Genomic DNA, 18,827 nt, shown 5'->3' with positions numbered 1-18,827 from the left:
TCACAGCAGCCGGTGGAGGAACCACGCCAGCCCGGTCACGACGGCCGCGGCGGCCGCGACGACGTGGGCCAGCGAGAACCACGCGTACCGCCGGGCGGCGGTGGCCAGCGCGAACAGCCCGGCGGCCAAGGCGGCGGTGCCGAGCTCGATGCCGAGGTTGAAGCCCGCGTACGACGTCACGAGGTCCCAGCCGAGGTCGTCGTCGAAGCGCAGCTCGCCGGCGAACGCGAGCCCGTGCAGCAGCCCGGCGGCGGCGACCACCGGCAGTCGCCAGCGCGACTCCGGGCCGACGACGTTCGTCGCGGCGACGTAGACGACGGACAGCGCGACCAGGGCGCCGACCACCTGTTCCGGCGGGCTCACCCAGCCGGCGACGGCGGCCAGCAGGCCGGCGCTGCTGGTGACGGCGTACGCGGCGACACCGCGGGCCAGCCGGCCGAGGCTCGTCGCGCCGACCGCCAGCGCGGCCACGAACAGCGCATGATCCAGGCCGGTGAGCACCCGGTCCGCGCCGAGGCCCACGGAACGCAGCGCGGAGTCGCCGAACGACTGTTCGCCGGCGCTGAACCGGGGGTGCGCGCCGTCCAGCACGACCCGGCCGCGCTCGCCGCCGAGGTCGTAGTCGACCGTCGTCGTGTGGTCGTCGACGACGGCGTCCGAGCCGGCCCCGGAGAAGACGGAGTAGTCGACGACGTACCGCCCCGACGCCGTGCCGTGGCAGTCGTAGCTCAGGTACAGCACGGCGTAGGGGACGTCCTCAGCGGTGGCGTCGGTGGCCGGCTGCTGCTGGACGCCGGACTCCTCGAGCGTCATCGTGCACTCGACCTCGTCGGCGAAGACCAGGACCCGGCCGGCCAGATAGGTCTCGATCAGGTCGTGGTGCTCGTCCAGCTCGGCCCGTCGGCCGCCGTCGTCGGGCGCCTCGATCGCGTCGGCGCCCATGCCGATGGCGCGGGCGAGGATCTCGTACTCCAGGCCGAGCCGGTAGCCGACGCGGTCGCCGTCGGCGCGGATCTGCGACCAGCCGTCGCTGGTGCGCACGTGTGCGAGCGCGGGCGCGGCGGCCGGCAGCAGCGCGAGGACCGCGACGACGCCGGCCACGGCCGCGCGCACCACCCGACTCGTCGCCATGCGCACCTTCCGGTCCCGGGGATCCGGCATTCCGCCGGGATCACCCTGATTCGCCGGAGTTCCCGGCGGCAATGGTCGTCGCCCGTTGTTCGCCCAGGGTTCGCACCGGCTACGACAGGGCGTCGACTGCCCGGCTCCAGGGGTGCGACCGGGTCGCGGGAAGCGCAAGATGGGGCGTATGGGGCTGCGCCGGACGGTGCGGGTGGCCGCGGTCGCCGCGGCGGCGAGCGGGTCGCCGTCGTCGGCGTTCAGCGGGCGTTCAGGTGCGTCGCCGCAGGGTCGGGACCGGAGGTGACGCGATGCGCGTCCTGGTGGTCGAGGACGAGCGGCGGCTGGCCGACGGGATCCGGGCCGGCCTCGAGGCCGAGGGGTTCGCCGTCGACGTCGCCCACTCCGGCACCGACGGGCTCTGGTCCGCCGCCGAGCATCCGTACGACGCGATCGTGCTCGACCTGCTGCTGCCCGGTCTCAACGGCTACCAGGTCTGCGCGCGGCTGCGGGAGCGCGGCGTCTGGACGCCGATCCTGGTGCTCACCGCCAAGGACGGCGAATGGGACGAGGTCGAGGCCCTCGACACCGGCGCCGACGACTACCTCACCAAGCCGTTCTCGCATCACGTGCTGGTCGCGCGACTGCATGCGCTGCTCCGTCGCGACCTGCGGGAACGGCCGGTCGTCCTGGAGGCGGGTGACCTGCGGGCCGACCCCGGCTCGCGGCGCGCCTGGCGCGGCGACCAGGAGGTGGAGCTGACCGCTCGGGAGTTCTCCGTGCTGGAGCTCCTGCTGCGCCGGCGCGGCGAGGTGCTGTCGAAGACGGAGATCCTGCGACACGTGTGGGACGAGGCGTTCGACGGCGACCCCAACATCGTCGAGGTCTACGTCGGACACCTGCGCACGAAGCTGGACCGCCCGTTCGGTCGCCAGAGCATCGAGACGGTGCGGGGCGCCGGCTACCGGATGGCCGCCGACGGCGGCGTGTCGAGAGGGCCTGTCGGTGCCCGCCCGTAGGGTGGGCTCCCACCCCATCCGGGCGGGACGTCACCACGGACCGGCCCGCTCCGGCCGCCGGAGTTCGGTCCGGCTGCGCACGACGGTCGGGGCGGTGGTCGTCGTCGGCCTGGCACTGCTGCTCGGTGGCGTCGCCCTGGTGGTCGTCATGCGCTCGGCGCTGCTCGAGCAGGTGGCCGACGCGGCCCGGTCCCGGGCGGCGTCGGTCGATGCCGCCGACCCGCACCCGGTCGAGGACGACGACGGGTTCGTGCAGGTGATCGACGCCGGCGGGCGGGTCGTCGCGGCCACCTCCAACGTGGCCGGCGCCGACGCCGTCGACGTGCGGCCCGGAGACACCACGCGGGTCGACGTCGTCCCCGGCGAGGACATGCTGGCCGTCGCGGTGCGCTCCGGCGATCGCACGGTCGTGGCCGGCCAGTCGACCGACGACGTCGCCGACGCGACCGGGGTGGTGACCCGGCTGCTGGGCCTCGGCCTGCCGGTGCTGCTCGGCATCGTGGCGGTGACGACCTGGTGGACGACGGGCCGGGCGCTCGCGCCGGTCGAGGCGGTCCGGGCCGAGGTCGACGAGATCTCCGCCGCTGAGCTGCACCGGCGGGTTCCCGACCCCCGCGGACAGGACGAGATCGCCCGGCTGGCGCGCACCATGAACCGCATGCTGGACCGGCTGGAGGAGGCGCAGACGCGGCAGCGCCAGTTCGTCTCCGACGCCTCGCACGAGCTGCGCTCGCCCGTGGCGTCGATCCGTCAGCACGCCGAGGTCGCGCTCGCCCACCCGGACCGCATCACCGTGCCCGACCTGGCCGGCACCGTGCTGGCCGAGGACCTGCGGGTGCAGCGCCTGGTCGAGGACCTGCTCCTGCTCGCCCGCGCCGACGAGCACCGGCTGCGGCCGGCCGAGCACCCCGTCGACCTCGACGACCTCGTGCTGGAGGAGGCGGCGCGGCTGCGCGCGGCCGGCGCCGTCACCGTCGACACCACCGGCGTGTCCGCGGCCCGGGTGACCGGCGACGCGACCGCGCTGCGGCGCGTGCTGCGCAACCTCGGCGACAACGCCGCCCGTCACGCCGGCGGCACCGTCGCCCTGTCGGTGGGCTCGCGCGACGGCACCGTCACCCTCGCCGTCGAGGACGACGGCCCCGGCATCGCGCCGGCCGACCGTGAGCGCGTCCTGCGTCGTTTCGTCCGTCTCGACGAAGCCCGCGACCGCGATGCCGGGGGCGCCGGCCTGGGACTGGCCATCGTCGACGAGCTGGTCCGGGCCCATGGCGGCGAGGTGGAGGTGGGGGAGTCCGCGGGCGGCGGCGCCCGGGTCGTCGTCCGCCTGCCGGCCGGCTGACGCTCGTTCAGCGCCGGTTCAGCGACCGGGGTGCAGGCTCGTCTCGTCACGACGGATTCCGGAGAGGAACGAGACGATGAAGCACACGAAGGCGTGGATCGGCGCCGGTGCGGCCGCGGTGGCGGTGGCCGGGGCCGTCGCCACGATGGGCGTCGCGGCCGCGAACCACGACAGCGAGGAGCCCATCACCGGCGACGCACTGCAGCGGGCCAGCGCGGCCGCTCTCGAGCACACCGGCGGCGGCACCGTCACCGACACCGAGATCGGCGACGAGGAGGGCTTCTACGAGGTCGAGGTCACGCTCGACGACGGCACGCAGGTCGACGTCCACCTGGACAAGGACTTCGCCGTGCTGAGCGACGAGTCCGACGGCGCGGGCGGCGAGTCCGAGGGAGCCGGCGGCGACTGACATGCACGCGCGCCCGGGTGTCGCCGTCCTGGCCGTGGGCCTCGTGCTCGCCGGTTGCGACGCGAGCCAGAACACCGGCGACACCGCCGCCCAGCGAGTCGACACCGCGGCACCGTCCTTCTCCCGGCCGGCGGCCGTCACGAACCCGCTGTTCCCGCTCGTGGTGGGCGACCAGGCGCTCCAGCTGGGCCAGGAGGAGGGCGAGCCGCTGCGCGTCGAGGTCACCACCTTGCCGCGGACGCAGACGATCACCTGGGACGGCCGCCGGATCGAGGCCGTCGTGTCGCAGTACGTCGCGTACCGGGACGGGCGCATCCTGGAGGTCACCCACGACTACTACGCGCAGGACGACAGCGGCGGCGTCTGGTACCTCGGCGAGGACGTCGACAACTACCAGGACGGCGTCGTCGCCGACCACGAGGGCAGCTGGCGGGCCGGCCGCGACGGACCGGGTGGCCTGATCATGCCGGCCCATCCGCGAACGGGCGACGTGTACCGGTCCGAGAACATCCCCGGCCTGGTGTTCGAGGAGACCACCGTCCAGGACGACGACGTGACGGCCGACGGGCCGCGCGGCCCGGTGCACGGCGCGATCGGCACCGAGGAACGGCAGGAGGACGACTCCATCGAGCACAAGGTCTTCGCGCCCGGGTACGGGGAGTTCCGCTCCGAGGCCTCCGACGAGCGCGTCCAGGTCGCCATCGCCGTGCCCACCGACGGGACACCCGGTGCGGTGCCGGCCGTGCTGACGGAGCTCGCCGACGGCGCCGCACGCGTCTTCGCCGACGCCGGTACCGGTGCCGCCGTCGGTGGCCGGGTCGACGCGATGACGGCCGCCTGGCGGGACCGGCCCGACGACACCGCGCCGCCCGCCCTGGCCGGCGAGCTGGACGCCGCCCTCGGCGGGCTGTCCGACGCGGCCGGCGCCGGCGACACCGAAGCCGTCAGGCAGGCGGCCGTCGACACCGCGACCGCGGTCCTCGACCTCACCCTGGCCTACCGCCCGCCGGCCGAGGTCGACGGCGCCCGGCTGGACGTCGTCGCCCGGCAACTGGCGATCGACACGGCGGCCGGGGACGTGGCCGGGCAACGGTCCGACACGGCGACCATCGCGGCGATCCGCGACCGCGGCGCGGTGACGCGCTGAGCGAACTCCCGTCGCGGCCGGTCGCCGCCGGTACTACGCTCCGGCACATGTCCGATGCGACACGCGACGGCCGGGACACCCTCATCCCGCAGTCGCGGATCATGCGGCGGTCCGGTCAGGAACAGCGGGCCACCTTCTTCGAGCTGTTCTTCGACCTGGTGTACGTCTTCGCCGTCACGCAGCTCTCGCACCACCTGCTGGCCACCCACCTGAGCTGGGAGGGCGCGGCCCAGACGGCGTTCATGCTCCTGGCGATCTACTGGGCGTGGAACTACACGACCTGGATGGCGAACTGGTTCGACCCCGAGACCGCGCCGGTGCGGCTGGTGCTGACCTTCGTCATGCTGGCCAGCCTGCTGATGGCGGTGGCCGTCCCGCGCGGCTTCGGCGACCTGGCGCTGCTGTTCGCGTGCAGCTACGCCGTGCTGCAGATCGGCCGCAACCTGTTCGTCGTCCTCGCGACACCGCCGGGAGCGTTCCACCAGAACTTCCGCCAGATCCTCGCCTGGTCCGTCCTGTCCGCGCCGTTCTGGGTGGCCGGCGGCCTGGTCGAGGACGCGCGCTGGCCGCTCTGGCTGATCGCGCTGGCGCTCGACTTCGCCGCGCCGCTGGCCCGGTACTGGCTGCCCGTCGTGGGCAGTACCCCGATGAGTCAGTGGGCGATCGACGGTCACCACTTCTCCGAGCGGTTCCAGCTGTTCGTGATCATCGCGCTGGGCGAGAGCATCGTGCTGACCGGCGTCACGGCGTCCGACACGGAGATGGACGCCCGGACCGGGGTGGCGCTGGGCCTGGCCTTCCTCGGCTCGGTCGCGCTGTGGTGGCTGTACTTCTCCGGCGCCTCACCGGTGATCACCCGGCGCATCGGCCGCAGCACCAGCGACGACGTCGGCACGCTCGGCCGCGACATCTTCACCTACCTCCACATCCCGATCGTCGCCGGCATCGTCCTCATGGCCGTGGGCGACGAGCTCGTGGTCGCGCACCCGGGGTACGAGATGGAGGTGACCGGCGCGCTGGCCGTGCTCGGCGGGCCCGCGCTGTTCCTGGTCGGGCTGATCGCCTGCGCCGTCCGCGTCGGTCACCGGATCGGCTGGCCCTGGCTCGTCGCGGTGGTCGTCCTGCTCGCCGGCGTGCCCGTCATGGCCGGCGCCAGCGGCCTGGCGACGTCGGCGTTCGCGCTGGTCGTGCTCGGTGCGCTGTCGGCGCTGGAATACCGGCGGACGGCGCGCGAGATCGGGCCCGAAGAGTCCCCGACCGGCGTGGTCCCGGACACTCCCTGACCCGTTCGGCCTGGCGGGCGTACTCACCGGCCGGGGTCGGCCGGTCGGTGCGCGCGCGGCCGCTCGGCTGACTCGGTGTTGCCGGGGCGGCGTCGGGTTCGTCGGGCGGCTTCGCGTTCGCCGGACTGGCTTGGTGTTGGCCGGGCGGCGTCGGGTGTGTCTGGTCAACGCGATCGGAGTGGTCGGGGTGCGCCCTGACCTGGGTCGGCTTCTGGTTCCCGGGCATCCGTGTGCCGGCTCTGCCGCGTTGCCTGCCGACTGCGCGTTCGCCCGGTCAACGCGGCCGGCGTGGTCGGGGTGCGCCTCGACCTGGGTCGGCTGGTCGGTCGGCCCCTCGGTTCGCTGAACTCGCTCGATCGGCCGTCGGCTCGATCCGCTCCGTCGGTTCGGCCTGCTGGTGGGCCGGCGTTTCGTGGGCCAGGCGGACGTGTGTTGGGTTCGTGCCGTTCGCCGTCCCCCTGCTGCCCATGTTCTTGGCCGCGCAACCGCGCCTCCAGCGGACTGACGGGCGCTTCGCGCCGACGATGACCGCTTGACCCGCGATTCCGCGGCCAAGAACCTGGCAGCTATCAGGGGGACGGGGCGAGTCTGGACACACCTCGGGCTCCGCTGGCGTGATCCAGGCCCGCCCGCCGACCCGTGGCCCCACACAACCGCCGTCCCCTGGCCAACCGAGCTGGAAATGATCACGTTCAGCAGGTGTGCTCACGCTCCACCAGGCATGCATGCCTCGCAGAGCGAACACAGTCCTAGGCATGGCCCCCGAATCGCCGGAAAATCTCACTCCGTGGACACCACACCTGCCACGCCGGGCACCACGAGGCCCGGGAACCACAGCCAACCCAGCCGACACCCGAGCGACGGACGCCAGCGCGCCGACCTCCAGAGCGAGACGTCCGCTCCACGCCCACCAACGACCGCCACACCCGACAACAGCGATCAACGACCACCGACCGCAGCGAGCACCCGCCCACCGGCCCACCGTCGCGCCGGCCCACCGGCCCACCGTCGCGCCGGCGCACTGGGGCACCCGCCCACCGGCCCACCCGCCGACTGACGCACCCGCCGACTGACGCACCCGCCCACCGGCGCGCCCGCCCACCGGCCCACCCGCCGACTGACGCACCCGCCGACTGACGCACCCGCCCACCGGACCACCGTCGCGCCCGCCCACCGTGCACCCGCCCACCGGCCCACCCGTCGACTGACGCACCCGCCGACTGACGCACCCGCCCACCGGACCACCGTCGCGCCCGCCCACCGTCGCGCCCGCCCACCGATCACACGGCGCAGCGGCGCGCCGACCAAACGAGAAGCCCACGTCCCCAACGAGCCGGAGCCCCACCCTCGACCATGATCATCAACCGTCAGCGACGCCATGACGTCGCCAACGGTTGATGATCATGGAACGGTGGTCGGTCGGACGGCGGCATCCAAACGTCGTGCGGGTGCCGTGCCGACGTCGTCCGCGGTTCACCGGCAGGTCGGACGGCGGCGCGAATACTCGACGAGCCCCCCGCACGCTCGTCGAGAGGATCAGACATGGCCGTGAGGACGCTGCGCCGGACGTTGGCGGCCGTCGGCACGATCGCGCTGCTCACCGGGCTGGCCGCGACACAGGCCGGCGCCGAGGGCGAGGAGGACCCGCGGATCGAGCAGTACCGGCAGGCGCTCGCTCAGCTCCGGCCGCTGACCGACCCGCCCGCCTGCGACCAGGTGCCCGAGCCGGACCGGTGGGCCGACGCCGGCACGCCGGACCGGGGCTCGGCCGACGCCGTCATCTCGGCGCATCGCGGCGCGCTGACGCTGGCACCGGAGAACACGCTCGACTCCTACGCGTACGCGTTCGCCTACGGCGTCGACCTGGTCGAGGTCGACGTCCAGCAGACGCAGGACGGCCGGTTCGTCGCGCTGCACGACTCCACCGTCGACCGCACCACCGACGGCACCGGCAACATCGCCGAGCTCACCTTCGACGAGGTCCGAGCGCTCAACGCCGCCGACTACGCGCCGTGGAAGGGCAGCGCCTACGACCCCGCTCAGGTCGCGTCGCTGGAGGAGGTGCTGGCGCTCGCACAGCAGGCCGGCAAGGGCGTCGAGCTGGACATCAAGGGGTCGGTCACCGAGGAGGGCGAGCTGGCCGAACTGGTCGGCGAGTACGGCCTGATCGAGGGGTCGATCTTCAACTCGGCTGACCCGCGGGTGTTCGTCGCCGAGCCGGCCGCGCGGCTGATCTACAACCGGGACCGCTGGGAGCCCAACTTCCTGGTCTACGAGATCGCCGGGATCTTCAAGGTGTTCGGCTCGCGCCTGGACGAGTACACGCCGGAGTCGATCGCGGCCGCCCACGACGCCTGCGCGATCGTCATGCCGCACGCCTACGACGCCGGCCCGGAGCAGGAGGTCGCGCAGTTCCTGCAGGCCCGCGCGATCGGCGCCGACGGTGTGCAGACGAACCAGCCGGCCCTCATCGTGGCCGCGGCGGGCGAGGCCGTCGACTCGGCGATCGAGGTCGAACGCGGTGAGCGCGGCCGCGTCGACGAGATCTGCCTGGTCAACGCCGACAACGGGTTCGGCTTCCCGGGCAAGCCGGTGCGGTTCGAGCGCGGCACGAAGTCCGCGGAGGTGACGACCGGCCGCGGCGGCTGCGTCGCGCTGCCGGTGGGCCACTGGCTGGGCGCCCGGGTGACGTTCGGCGGCGACGGCGCCGTGCACGCGTCGGCCGCGCGCCTCGTCCCGTAGCCGGGCGGCCGGGCGGCGCCGTCAGCCCTTGACGGCGCCACCCAGCCCGGCACCCCGCAGGAACAGCCGCTGGAACACCAGGAAGATCACGATCGGCAGCGCCATCGAGATGAGCAGTGCGGCCAGGAAGACGTCCAGCTCGACGGTGTCGCGGATCAGCGGCAGCCGCACCGACAGCGGCTGCAGCGTCGGTTCCGGCAGCACGATCTGCGGCCAGAGGAAGTCCTTCCACGCGTTGAGGAACGCGAAGATCGAGACGACGCCGAGGATCGGCTTGGACATCGGCAGCGCCACCGACCACAGCATCCGGAACGGGCCGGCGCCGTCCATGCGAGCCGCCTCGTAGACGTCGCGCGGCAGGCCGTCCATGAACCGCTTGACCAGCAGGACGTTGAACGCGTTCGCGCCGGCCGGCAGCCACACCGCCCAGTACGTGTTCAGCAGCGACGCGTTCACCACCGGCAGGTCGAGCACCGTCAGGAACAGCGGCACCAGGACGACCACGCCGGGGATGAACAGCGTGGCCAGCACGGCGGCCGTCACCACCGGGGCATACCGAGGCCGCAGCACCGCGAGCACGTAGCCGCCGGTCGTCGCGATGAGCAGCTGGACGCACCAGGAGCCCAGCGCGACCCACACGGTGTTGGTGAAGTAGTGGCTGATCTGCGCCTGGTTCCAGGCCGTGGACAGGTTCGCCCAGTCCAGGCCGCTGGGCCAGAACGCCATCGGCGTGCGCAGGGTGTCCTGCGTGGTGCTGACCGACGCCCGGGCCAGCCAGAGCAGCGGGCCGAGGCTGGCGACGGCGAGCAACACCAGCACCAGGCCCTGGGCGACGCGCATGCCCCAGCGGGTGCCGGCCCGGCCCCAGTCGAAGCCGGACAGGATGCCGCGCTCCGCGCCCGCGTCGGCCGCGGGTCGTCGAGGCCGTCCGGGACCGGCCGGCGCCGGGGCGGCCGGCGCGGGCGCGGTCACCCGCACGTCGTCCTTCACGGTGTCGCTCATGTCGTGCTCCAGGACCGGGTGAGCCGGAAGTAGACGGCGGACATGGCCGCCAGGAACAGCGCCAGCAGCACTGACAGCGCCGTCGCCGCGCCGAAGTCGCCGAACCGGAACGCGTAGTTGTAGATCTGCAGCAGGACGGTGACGGTGGCATTCTGCGGGCCGCCGTTGGTCATCAGGTACGGCTCGGTGAACACCTGGAACGTGGCGATGACCTGCAGGATCAACGTGATCAGCAGCACGCCGCGCAGCTGTGGCAGCGTCACGTGCCAGATCTTGCGCCACAGCCCCGCGCCGTCCACCTCGGCCGCGTCGTACAGGTCGCCGCGCACACCGGTCAGCGCCGCGAGGTAGATGAGCACCGTCGCGCCGGCGTTCGCCCACGTCGCCTGCAGCACGAGCGACGGCATCGCCGTCGACGCGTCCTGGATCCAGGCGAACGGCCCCAGCCCGATCCAGCCGAAGATCGTGTTGAAGACGCCGGTCTGGCTGGCGTCGTAGAAGAACCGCCACAGCAGCACCGCCACCACCGGCGGCACGACGACGGGCAGGTAGGCCAGCGCGCTGTACAGGCCCTTGCCGCGGCGCAGCTCGCTCATGACGACGGCGAGCAGCAGCGGCACCGGGTAGCCGAACAGCAGCGCCAGCCCGGTGAAGTACAGCGTGTTGCGCACCGACGTCCAGAACAGCGGATCCTCGAGGACCCGCCGGAAGTTGTCCAGGCCGACCCACGCCGGGTCGGTGACCAGGTTGGTTTCCTGGAAGCTCATCACCACGGCGCGGCCGATGGGGAACCAGGCGAAGTAGCTGAACACCAGCAGCAACGGGAGCAGGAGCAGCAGCGTGCTCAGCCCGCCACCCCGGACCCAGCGGATGGTCGCGTTCACCTCGGTTCTCCCATCGACGGCGCTGTGGATGGTGTGACGTCAGCCGGCCTCGACCAGCGAGCTGACGTTGCCGTTGGCGGTCTCGAGCAGGGCGTCGATGTCGGCGTTCTCGTCGGTCAACACGGCCTGCACGACGGCGTCCAGCTCGGCGTAGAGGTCCTGGGCGCGCACCGGCGGCTCCGGCACCAGCGGCTGGTCCAGGATGCTCTCCTTGAACGGCATCATCTGCTCCAGCGGCACGTTGACCAGGTCGGCCACCCAGGCGTCGGACTCCGCCAGCTGCTCGGCGCCGAAGATCGGCAGTGCCGGCGTGCCCAGCGGCGCGTCCGTCGCGACCAGGGCCTCGGCGTCGGCCAACGCGGCGTCCTGCTGGGTCAGCTTGCTCATGTAGAAGAAGTCGATCCACTTCACCGCGGCGTCGCGCTCGGCCTCGCTGGCGTCCGGCCGCACGCCGACGATCGTCCCGCCGCCCAGCACGCCGGCATCGTCGCCCTCCAGCGGGAGCACCGTGAGTCCGTAGGCGTTCGGGTCGATGCTGTTCTCCGTCACGAGGCTGTTGTAGACGTCGGAGCCGCCGATGTACATGCCGACCTGGCCCGCGGCGAACGCCTGGTTGATGGTGCCCCAGTCGAACAGGAAGTTGTCGCCCATGGCGTCGTCCTCCCAGCGCATCTGGCGCAGCAGCTCCAGCGCCTGCCGGGTGCCGTCGTTGTCCAGCGTGGCGGTGACGTCGTCGCCGGAGCCCTCCTCCATGCGGCCGCCCAGCGCGTAGGTGAGCGTCGTGAGGATCCAGCCGCCGGTGTTGTTCTGGCTCATCTGCGAGAAGCCGGCCTGGCCGGTCGCCTCGGCGATCGCGTCGGCGTACTCGCGGACCTCGGCCCAGCTGGTCGGCGGCGCGTCCGGGTCGAGTCCGGCCTGCTCGAACATGGCCCGGTTGTAGTGCAGCCCCATGCCGTACGCGGCGGTCGGGACGGCGAAGACGGCGCCGCTGTCGTCCTGCGCGACCTCCAGGACGCTCGGGTTGAACGCATCGGCGTAGGGGAGCTCCTGCACCTCGGCGGTGATGTCGGCCAGCTGGCCGCGTTCGATCATCGCCTGGCCGTCCGTGAACGGGAACTCGAACGTCGTCGGCAGCGTGCCGCCCGCGAGCTGGGCCGCGAACGTCGTCACGTCCCACTCGTACTCGCTGGGTTCGATGGTGATGTTCGGGTTGGCCGCCTCGAACTCCTCGACGCGGGCGAGGAACGCCTCGCGGGTGGCGGACTCCGTCGCAGGCGGCAGGTTGCTCACGCTGATGGTGACCTGCTCGTCGCCGCCGCCGTCACCGTCGTCCTGCTGGCCGTTGCCGCCGTCGGCCGCGGGATCGTCGTCGGATCCGCAGGCGGCCACCAGGCTCAGCGCCATCACCGCCGCGGCGACGACGCCCAGGTGTCTGCGTGTGCTGCTCATCTCGTGCTCCATCCCTTGGTGCCGCTGCGTTGCGGCGTTGTCGGGGTCACTGCTCGGGGGTGTCGGTGGTGGGCAGGCGTAGCCAGACGGCGGCGTCGGAGCCGAGCCGGCCGTCCTCGAGGTCCGCGCTGGCGAGCAGGACCTCCTCGTGCGCGGGCAGGCCGACGGGGTTTGGCGACAGGTTGACGACGCACGCGACGTCGTCGCCGCGGCGGAACGCGAGCACGTCGGCCGGGGCGTCCAGCCAGGTCAGCGTGCCGTCGCCGAGGGCGGGCTCGGCCTTGCGCAGCCGCAGCGCGTCCCGATAGAGGCGCAGGGTCGAGGCGGGGTCACGCTGCTGCGCCTCGACGGTGAGGTCCGCCCACGTCGTGGGCTGGGGCAGCCAGGTCTCGCCGGTCGCGTCGGCCGGGCTGAACCCGTACGGCGGCGCGGAGCCACTCCACGGGACCGGCACCCGGGAGCCGTCGCGGCCGGGGTCGACGCCGCCGGAGCGGAAGTACATGGGGTCCTGGATGCGGTCCGGCTCGATGTCCTCGACCTCCGGCAGGCCCAGCTCCTCGCCCTGGTAGACGTAGGCCGATCCGGGCAGTGCGAACATCAGCAGCGCGGCCGACCGTGCGCGGCGGAGGCCGAGGACGAGGTCCGACGCGGTGCCCGCCCGCTTCGTCTCGAACGCGAACGACGTGTCCGCGCGGCCGTACCGCGTCACCGGGCGGGTGACGTCGTGGTTGGACAGCACCCAGGTGGCCGGGGCGCTCACCTGCTCGTGGAAGTGCAGGCTCTGCTCGATGCTGGTGCGCAGCCGATCCGGCTCCCACGGGCAGGCCAGGAAGTCGAAGTTGAAGACGGTGTGCAGCTCGCCCGGACGCAGGTAGCGGGCCAGCCGCTCGAGGTCGGGCAGCCAGATCTCGCCGATCAGCGCCCGCGGTTCCGGGTAGCCGTCGGCCAGCCGCCGCCAGCTGCGGTAGATGTCGTGCACCTCGTCGCGGTCGGTGTGCACGTGCTGGCCCGGCGCGTGGCCGGGGTCGATCTCGGGCAGGTCCGCGTGCTTCGCCAGCAGCCCGGCGGAGTCGACGCGCACGCCGGCGGCGCCGCGGTCGAACCAGAACCGCAGGATCTGCTCGTGCTCGTGCCACACCAGCGGATGCGTCCAGTTGAGGTCGGGCTGTTCCGGCGCGAACAGGTGCAGGTACCACTCGCCGGGCGTGCCGTCGGCGTTCTTGGTGCGGGTCCAGGCGGAGCCGCCGAAGATCGAGCTCCAGTCGTTCGGCGGCTCCACGCCGTCCGCGCCGCGGCCGGGCCGGAACCAGAACCGCTGCCGGGCCGGCGACCCGGGCGGGGAGTCCAGTGCGGCCTGGAACCACGCGTGCTGGTCGGACACGTGGTTCGGCACGATGTCGACGATCGTGCGCAGGCCCAGGTCGCGTGCCTCGGCGATGAGCTGTTCGGCCTGCCGCAACGTGCCGTAGGCCGGGTCGATGTCCCGGTAGTCGGCCACGTCGTAGCCGCCGTCCGCCATCGGCGACGGGTACCACGGGCTGAACCACAGCGCGTCGACGCCCAGGTCGGCGAGGTAGCGCAGCTTGGCCCGGACGCCGGCCAGATCGCCGGTGCCGTCGCCGTTCCCGTCGGCGAAGCTGCGCACGTAGACCTGGTAGATGACGGCGCTGCGCCACCAGTCGTCGTCGTCGACGCGTCGCTGATCCATGGCGGTCACGTTAACGACGGCGACATCGGCACGCAAGAGATGAACAAGAAATTGAAGGAATACGATTAGGTCACGACGGATGGCCTCACTCGCGCGGTGGTGGCGCCGTCGAGCCGCGGACCACCAGCTCAGGCTCGAAGAGCAGCTCGTCGGACTCGACCCGGTGCCCGTTGATCAGGCCGACGAGGAGGTCGACCGAGGCCTTGCCCATGGCTTCGATCGGCTGGCGGACCGTCGTCAGCGGCGGCTCGGTGCAGTTCATCAGGGCGGAGTCGTCGTAGCCGACGACGGAGAGGTCGTGCGGAACGCGCAGGCCGGCGCGCTTCGCGGCGCGGATGGCGCCGAGCGCCATGGGGTCGCTGGCGCAGATGACGGCGGTGACGCCGCGGCGGAGGAGGCGGCTGGCCGCGGCCTGGCCGCCCTCGAGGGAGTGCATCGCGTTCTCGACGTGGTCGTCCGGAAGTTCGACGCCCGCGGTGGCCAGCCGGGTGTGCGCCGCGGCGAGCTTCCGCTGCGACGGGACGTGGTCGGGCGGGCCCAGGATCAGGCCGATCCTCGTGTGCCCGAGCGACAGCAGATGCCCCACGGCCTGCTCCGTCGCCACCGCATCGTCGCAGGACACGCGAGGAAAAGGCAGCTCGTCGATGCCCGCGTTCACCATGACGGTGGGCAGCTTGCGCTCGATCAGGCGGGCGTAGTGGCCGTGCGCGCCGTTGCGTCCGCTGTACAGGCCGCCGGCGAACAGCACCCCCGACACCCGCTGCTGGAACAGCAGCTCGATGTAGTCGGCCTCCGACACCCCGCCGACGGTCTGCGTGCACAGCACCGGCGTCAGGCCCTGCTGTGCCAGCGACCCGCCCACGACGTCGGCGAACGCGGGGAAAATGGGATTCTGCAGCTCAGGCAGGACCAGTCCGACCAGCCGCGCCCGTTCCCCCCGCAGCTTTGTCGGCCGCTCGTACCCGAGCACGTCCAGCGCCGTCAGCACCGCCTCGCGGGTCGCCTCCGACACCCCCGGGCGGCCGTTGAGCACCCGGCTCACGGTCGCCTCGCTCACGCCGACCTTCGCGGCTACCTCAGTCAGTCGTCCAGCCATGTGCGAAAGCATACGACAGGATTGCGCAAGAAGTTTGCATGACGTCGGGTGGTGGTTGGCCCGGTAGCGGGCCGGGGCTCGCGCTGCGGCTGCTCTCGGAGGGGTGCGGCCGTCAGCCGGGCGGCCGCCGTTCGATGATCATCAACCGTTGGCGACGTCATGGCGTCGCTGACGGTTGATGATCATGGTCGAGGGTGGGGCTCCGGCTCGTTGGGGACGTGGGCTTCTCGTTTGGTCGGCGCGCCGCTGCGCCGTGTGATCGGTGGGCCGGTGGGCGGGTGCGTCAGTCGGCGGGTGGTCCGGTGGGCGGGTGCACGGTGGGCCGGTGGTCCGGTGGGCGGGTGCTCGCTGCGCGGTCGGTGGTCTTCGATAGCCGTTGTCGGGTGTGGCGGTCGTTGGTGGGCGTGGAGCGGGCATCTCGTTCTGGAGGTCGGCGCGACGGTGCCCGTCGCTCGGGTGTCGGCTGGGTTGGCTGTGGTTCCCGGGCCTCGTGGTGCCCGTCGTGGCAGGTGTGGTGTCCACGGAGTGAGATTTTCCGGCGATTCGGGGGCCATGCCTAGGACTGTGTTCGCTCTGCGAGGCATGCATGCCTGGTGGAGCGGGAGCACACCTGCTGAACGTGATCATTTCCGGGAGGGTTGGGCCGGGACGGCGGTCGTGTGGGGCCACGGGTCGGGGTCGGCGGGTGGACCTGGATCACGCCAGCGGAGCCCGAGGTGTGTCCAGACTCGCCCCGTCCCCCTGATAGCTGCCAGGTTCTTGGCCGCGGAATCGCGGGTCAAGCGGTCCACGCCGGCGCGAAGCGCCCGTCAGTCCGCTTGAGGCGCGGTTGCGCGGCTGAGAACATGGGCAGCAAGGGGGACGGCGAACGGCACGAACCCAACACACGTCCACCCGGCCCCACGAAACGCCGGCCCACCAGCAGACCAAGCCGACCGCGCCGACCGAGCGCACCGCGCTGACAGCTGGCCGAGCGAACCGAGCGAGTTGAGCGAACCGAGCGGCCGGCCGAGCCAACGAGGTGAGCCGACCGAGCAGGCCAGTCCGCCGCGTGGGCTGGCCCAGCGGTGTTGAGCGCAACGCGGGCGGCACGAACCGAGCCGACCGAGCCGAAGTTTGGCCGAGCCGAAGTTTGGCCGAGCCGGGCTGACCGAGTCCCGAGCCGACCCGCGGCAACTCGGGACTCGTACCGATACCCATCAACCGACACGTGGGTCACGCAGCCAGACCGACGTGCCGCGACAGACATCGCCAGACAGAGTCGCCGCGACAGACGTCGCCGCGATCGGCGGCAGGCGGCGAGCCGGGGCCGGGGCCGGGGCCGCTTCGTAGGCCGGCGGACGGGGCGACCTCGGCCGCGTCAGGCACCAGTCACCCAGGGCAGCCCGCCGCGCCGGACCGCCAGCGGGTTCACCGGACGGGCCGTGGCACCTCCGGCACCTCACCGGGCTCCTCCGCCACCACGGCGGCCGGCGGCTCGTGCCGTTGCGAGAGCGCGCTCGGCCACCAGATGAACCGCCCGATGTCGAGGTTGAGCGCCGTCACGAGGACGGACCGCACGATCAGCGTGTCCAGCAGGACCCCGAGCGCCACCGCGATCCCGATCTCCGCGAACGCCACCACCGGCAGCGTCGCCAGCACCGCGAACGTCCCCGCCAGCACGAGCCCGGCGGACGTGATCACGCCGCCTGTCGCTGCCAGCCCGATCAGGGCGCCGCGTCGGGTGCCGTGCTGCTTGGCCTCCTCGTGGACGCGCGTCATGAGGAAGATGTTGTAGTCGATCCCCAGTGCGACGAGGAACACGAAGACGAACAGTGGGAAGCCGGTGTCGACGCCGGCGAAGCCGAGCACGTGCTCGAAGATCAGTGAGCTCAACCCGAGCGCCGCGGCGAAGGACAGCACCACCGTCGCGATCAGGATGAGCGGCGCGACGAACGCCCGCAGCAGGAGCATCAGGATGATGAACACCGCGACCAGGACGAGCGGCATGATCACGGCGCTGTCCCGCGAGGCCGCGTTCTGAGCGTCGAGGTTGATCGCCGTGTTGCCGCCGACCTGCGCGTCGGCGTCCGGGACGGCGTGCACGCTGTCGCGGACGGCCTCGACGGTGTCCTGGGCAGCCGGGCTGTCCGGCGCGGCCTGGAGGGTGCCCTCCATGTAGACGAGGCCGTTGTCGACGGGCGTCGGCTCGGTCACGTCGGAGATGCCGTTGGTGTCGGCGAACGCCTGCCGCACCGCGTCGGACTCGGGCGCGTTGGCGATGACGATCACCGGGCTGCCGGTTCCGGCGGGGAAGTGGCGGGCCAGCGCGTCCTCGCCGGTGATCGAGGCGGGCGTGTCGATGAACGCGTCCTTGTTCTGGATGACGCCGGTGTTCAGGCTGAGCAGCCCGAGAGCCATCGCGCCGAGCGCCAGCGACGTGCCGATCCACACCGTGCGCGGACGGTGCGCGATGGTCCGGCCGATCCGGGACCAGAAGCCGCGCTCCGTCGGCTCCACCGACCCGAACTTCGGCTTGAGCGGCCAGAACACCCAGCGGCCGGTCACCACGAGCAGCGCCGGCAGCAGCGAGAGCATCGCCGTCACGCCGATGAGCACACCGATCGCCAGGACCGGGCCCATGCCGCGCGTGGAGTTCATCTCCGCGGCCATCAGGCACAGCATGCCGACGGCGACGGTGGCGGAGCTGGCCACGATGGCGGGGCCGGCGCGGTGCAGCGCGAACGCCATGGCCTCGTGCCGGTCCTCGTGGCGGCGCAGTTCCTCGCGATAGCGCGCGATCAGCAGCAGCGCGTAGTCGGTGCTCGCGCCGAACACCAGCACCAGCAGGATGCCGGCGGTCTGCCCGTTGACGGTGACGCCGGCGTACTCGGCCAGCAGGTAGACGACGGCCTGGGCGGCGGTGAGCGCGGTGAACGCCGAGAAGACGGGGATGATCCACAGCACAGGGCTGCGGTACGAGAACAGCAGGATGACGATGACGACGCCCATCGCCGCGTACAGCAGTGTCCCGTCGATGCCCTCGAACGCGTCGGCGAAGTCGGCCGACACGCCCGCAGGCCCGGCGACGTACGCGTTCAGGCCGTCGGGTCCGCCCCCGATGATGTCGTTCATCTCGTCGACGGACTCGCCCAGCGCGAACCAGCCACCGTCGCCGGGATCGACCGGCACGATGACCTCCAGCGCCTGGCCGTCCTCCGACGGGACCGGCCCGACGACGTCGCCGCTGACGTGCTCGACGCCGGCGAACGCCCGCGCGTCGGCGGCCGCCTTCTGCTGGTCCGCCGCCGTGATGCCGTCGGGCCGCTCGTAGACGATGATGGCCGGCAGCTCCTCGCCGGTCTGGAAGGCGTCCTGCTGGACCTCGAACACCTTGGTCGACTCGGCCGAGCCGGGCAGCCAGGACGCGGTGTCGTTGTCCTGCGCGCCGGTCAGCTTCGCCGACAGCGGGAACGCCACGACGAGCAGCACCAGCCAGAACACCAGGACGATCCACTTGCTGCGGCGTCCGCAGACGAGCGGGCCCAGTCGGCGTCGCGAGCTTGCCGCAGGCGGTGTGCCGTCGCTGTCGCGTGTGGTCATGGCCATGACCCATCACTCCTCGGCCGGCACGCGCCGACCCCCCGT

At 72.5% G+C, this 18,827-nt stretch carries 13 protein-coding genes; 6 read left to right on the top strand and 7 right to left on the bottom strand.

Annotated elements, in window-relative coordinates:
* The gene (locus DZA62_RS18035; protein WP_157987743.1) at positions 1–1,131 is read right to left on the bottom strand and encodes a HupE/UreJ family protein; all 1,131 of its coding nucleotides are present in this window, start codon (positions 1,129–1,131) and stop codon (positions 1–3) included.
* Positions 1,132–1,430: 299 nt separating this feature from the next.
* Here DZA62_RS18035 and DZA62_RS18030 point away from each other — a divergent pair, with 299 nt between their 5' ends.
* From DZA62_RS18030 to DZA62_RS18005, 6 genes are all read left to right on the top strand, one after another.
* The gene (locus DZA62_RS18030; protein WP_116950290.1) at positions 1,431–2,138 is read left to right on the top strand and encodes a response regulator transcription factor; all 708 of its coding nucleotides are present in this window, start codon (positions 1,431–1,433) and stop codon (positions 2,136–2,138) included.
* Between the two features lie 94 nt (positions 2,139–2,232).
* Complete coding sequence (locus tag DZA62_RS18025) at positions 2,233–3,480, top strand: sensor histidine kinase (RefSeq protein ID WP_198663906.1); 1,248 nt, start codon at positions 2,233–2,235, stop codon at positions 3,478–3,480.
* Between the two features lie 76 nt (positions 3,481–3,556).
* Entirely contained in the window at positions 3,557–3,889 is a 333-nt protein-coding gene (locus DZA62_RS18020; protein ID WP_116950289.1) for a PepSY domain-containing protein, read from the top strand.
* A 1-nt stretch (position 3,890) separates the two neighbouring features.
* Positions 3,891–5,036, top strand: coding sequence for a hypothetical protein (locus DZA62_RS18015; RefSeq protein ID WP_116950288.1), 1,146 nt, complete (start codon positions 3,891–3,893; stop codon positions 5,034–5,036).
* 47 nt (positions 5,037–5,083) lie between these two features.
* Positions 5,084–6,319, top strand: a complete 1,236-nt coding sequence (locus DZA62_RS18010) for a low temperature requirement protein A (RefSeq protein ID WP_116950287.1) — start codon at positions 5,084–5,086, stop codon at positions 6,317–6,319.
* Positions 6,320–7,861: 1,542 nt separating this feature from the next.
* Complete coding sequence (locus tag DZA62_RS18005; protein ID WP_116950286.1) at positions 7,862–9,061, top strand: glycerophosphodiester phosphodiesterase; 1,200 nt, start codon at positions 7,862–7,864, stop codon at positions 9,059–9,061.
* 21 nt (positions 9,062–9,082) lie between these two features.
* On the opposite strand, the gene DZA62_RS18000 is transcribed toward DZA62_RS18005, so the two are convergent.
* The 6 genes from DZA62_RS18000 to DZA62_RS17975 form a co-directional block, all read right to left on the bottom strand.
* Positions 9,083–10,063, bottom strand: a complete 981-nt coding sequence (locus tag DZA62_RS18000; protein WP_198663905.1) for a carbohydrate ABC transporter permease — start codon at positions 10,061–10,063, stop codon at positions 9,083–9,085.
* Complete coding sequence (locus DZA62_RS17995; RefSeq protein WP_198663904.1) at positions 10,060–10,947, bottom strand: carbohydrate ABC transporter permease; 888 nt, start codon at positions 10,945–10,947, stop codon at positions 10,060–10,062. Before DZA62_RS17995 ends, DZA62_RS18000 begins: the two co-directional genes overlap by 4 nt.
* Before the next feature lie 39 nt (positions 10,948–10,986).
* Positions 10,987–12,396: an ABC transporter substrate-binding protein gene (locus tag DZA62_RS17990; protein WP_116950350.1), complete on the bottom strand. Its 1,410-nt coding sequence runs from the start codon at positions 12,394–12,396 to the stop codon at positions 10,987–10,989.
* 46 nt (positions 12,397–12,442) lie between these two features.
* Positions 12,443–14,104, bottom strand: a complete 1,662-nt coding sequence (locus DZA62_RS17985) for a glycoside hydrolase family 13 protein (protein WP_116950285.1) — start codon at positions 14,102–14,104, stop codon at positions 12,443–12,445.
* An 85-nt stretch (positions 14,105–14,189) separates the two neighbouring features.
* Positions 14,190–15,200, bottom strand: a complete 1,011-nt coding sequence (locus DZA62_RS17980; protein WP_116950284.1) for a LacI family DNA-binding transcriptional regulator — start codon at positions 15,198–15,200, stop codon at positions 14,190–14,192.
* Between the two features lie 1,410 nt (positions 15,201–16,610).
* Positions 16,611–18,782, bottom strand: coding sequence for an MMPL family transporter (locus DZA62_RS17975; protein ID WP_408619081.1), 2,172 nt, complete (start codon positions 18,780–18,782; stop codon positions 16,611–16,613).
* Positions 18,783–18,827 lie beyond the last annotated feature (45 nt).

The organism is Jiangella endophytica, from assembly GCF_003427025.1.
GTDB classification, from domain to species: domain Bacteria; phylum Actinomycetota; class Actinomycetes; order Jiangellales; family Jiangellaceae; genus Jiangella; species Jiangella endophytica.
This window is presented reverse-complemented; position numbering and strand designations above follow the sequence as displayed.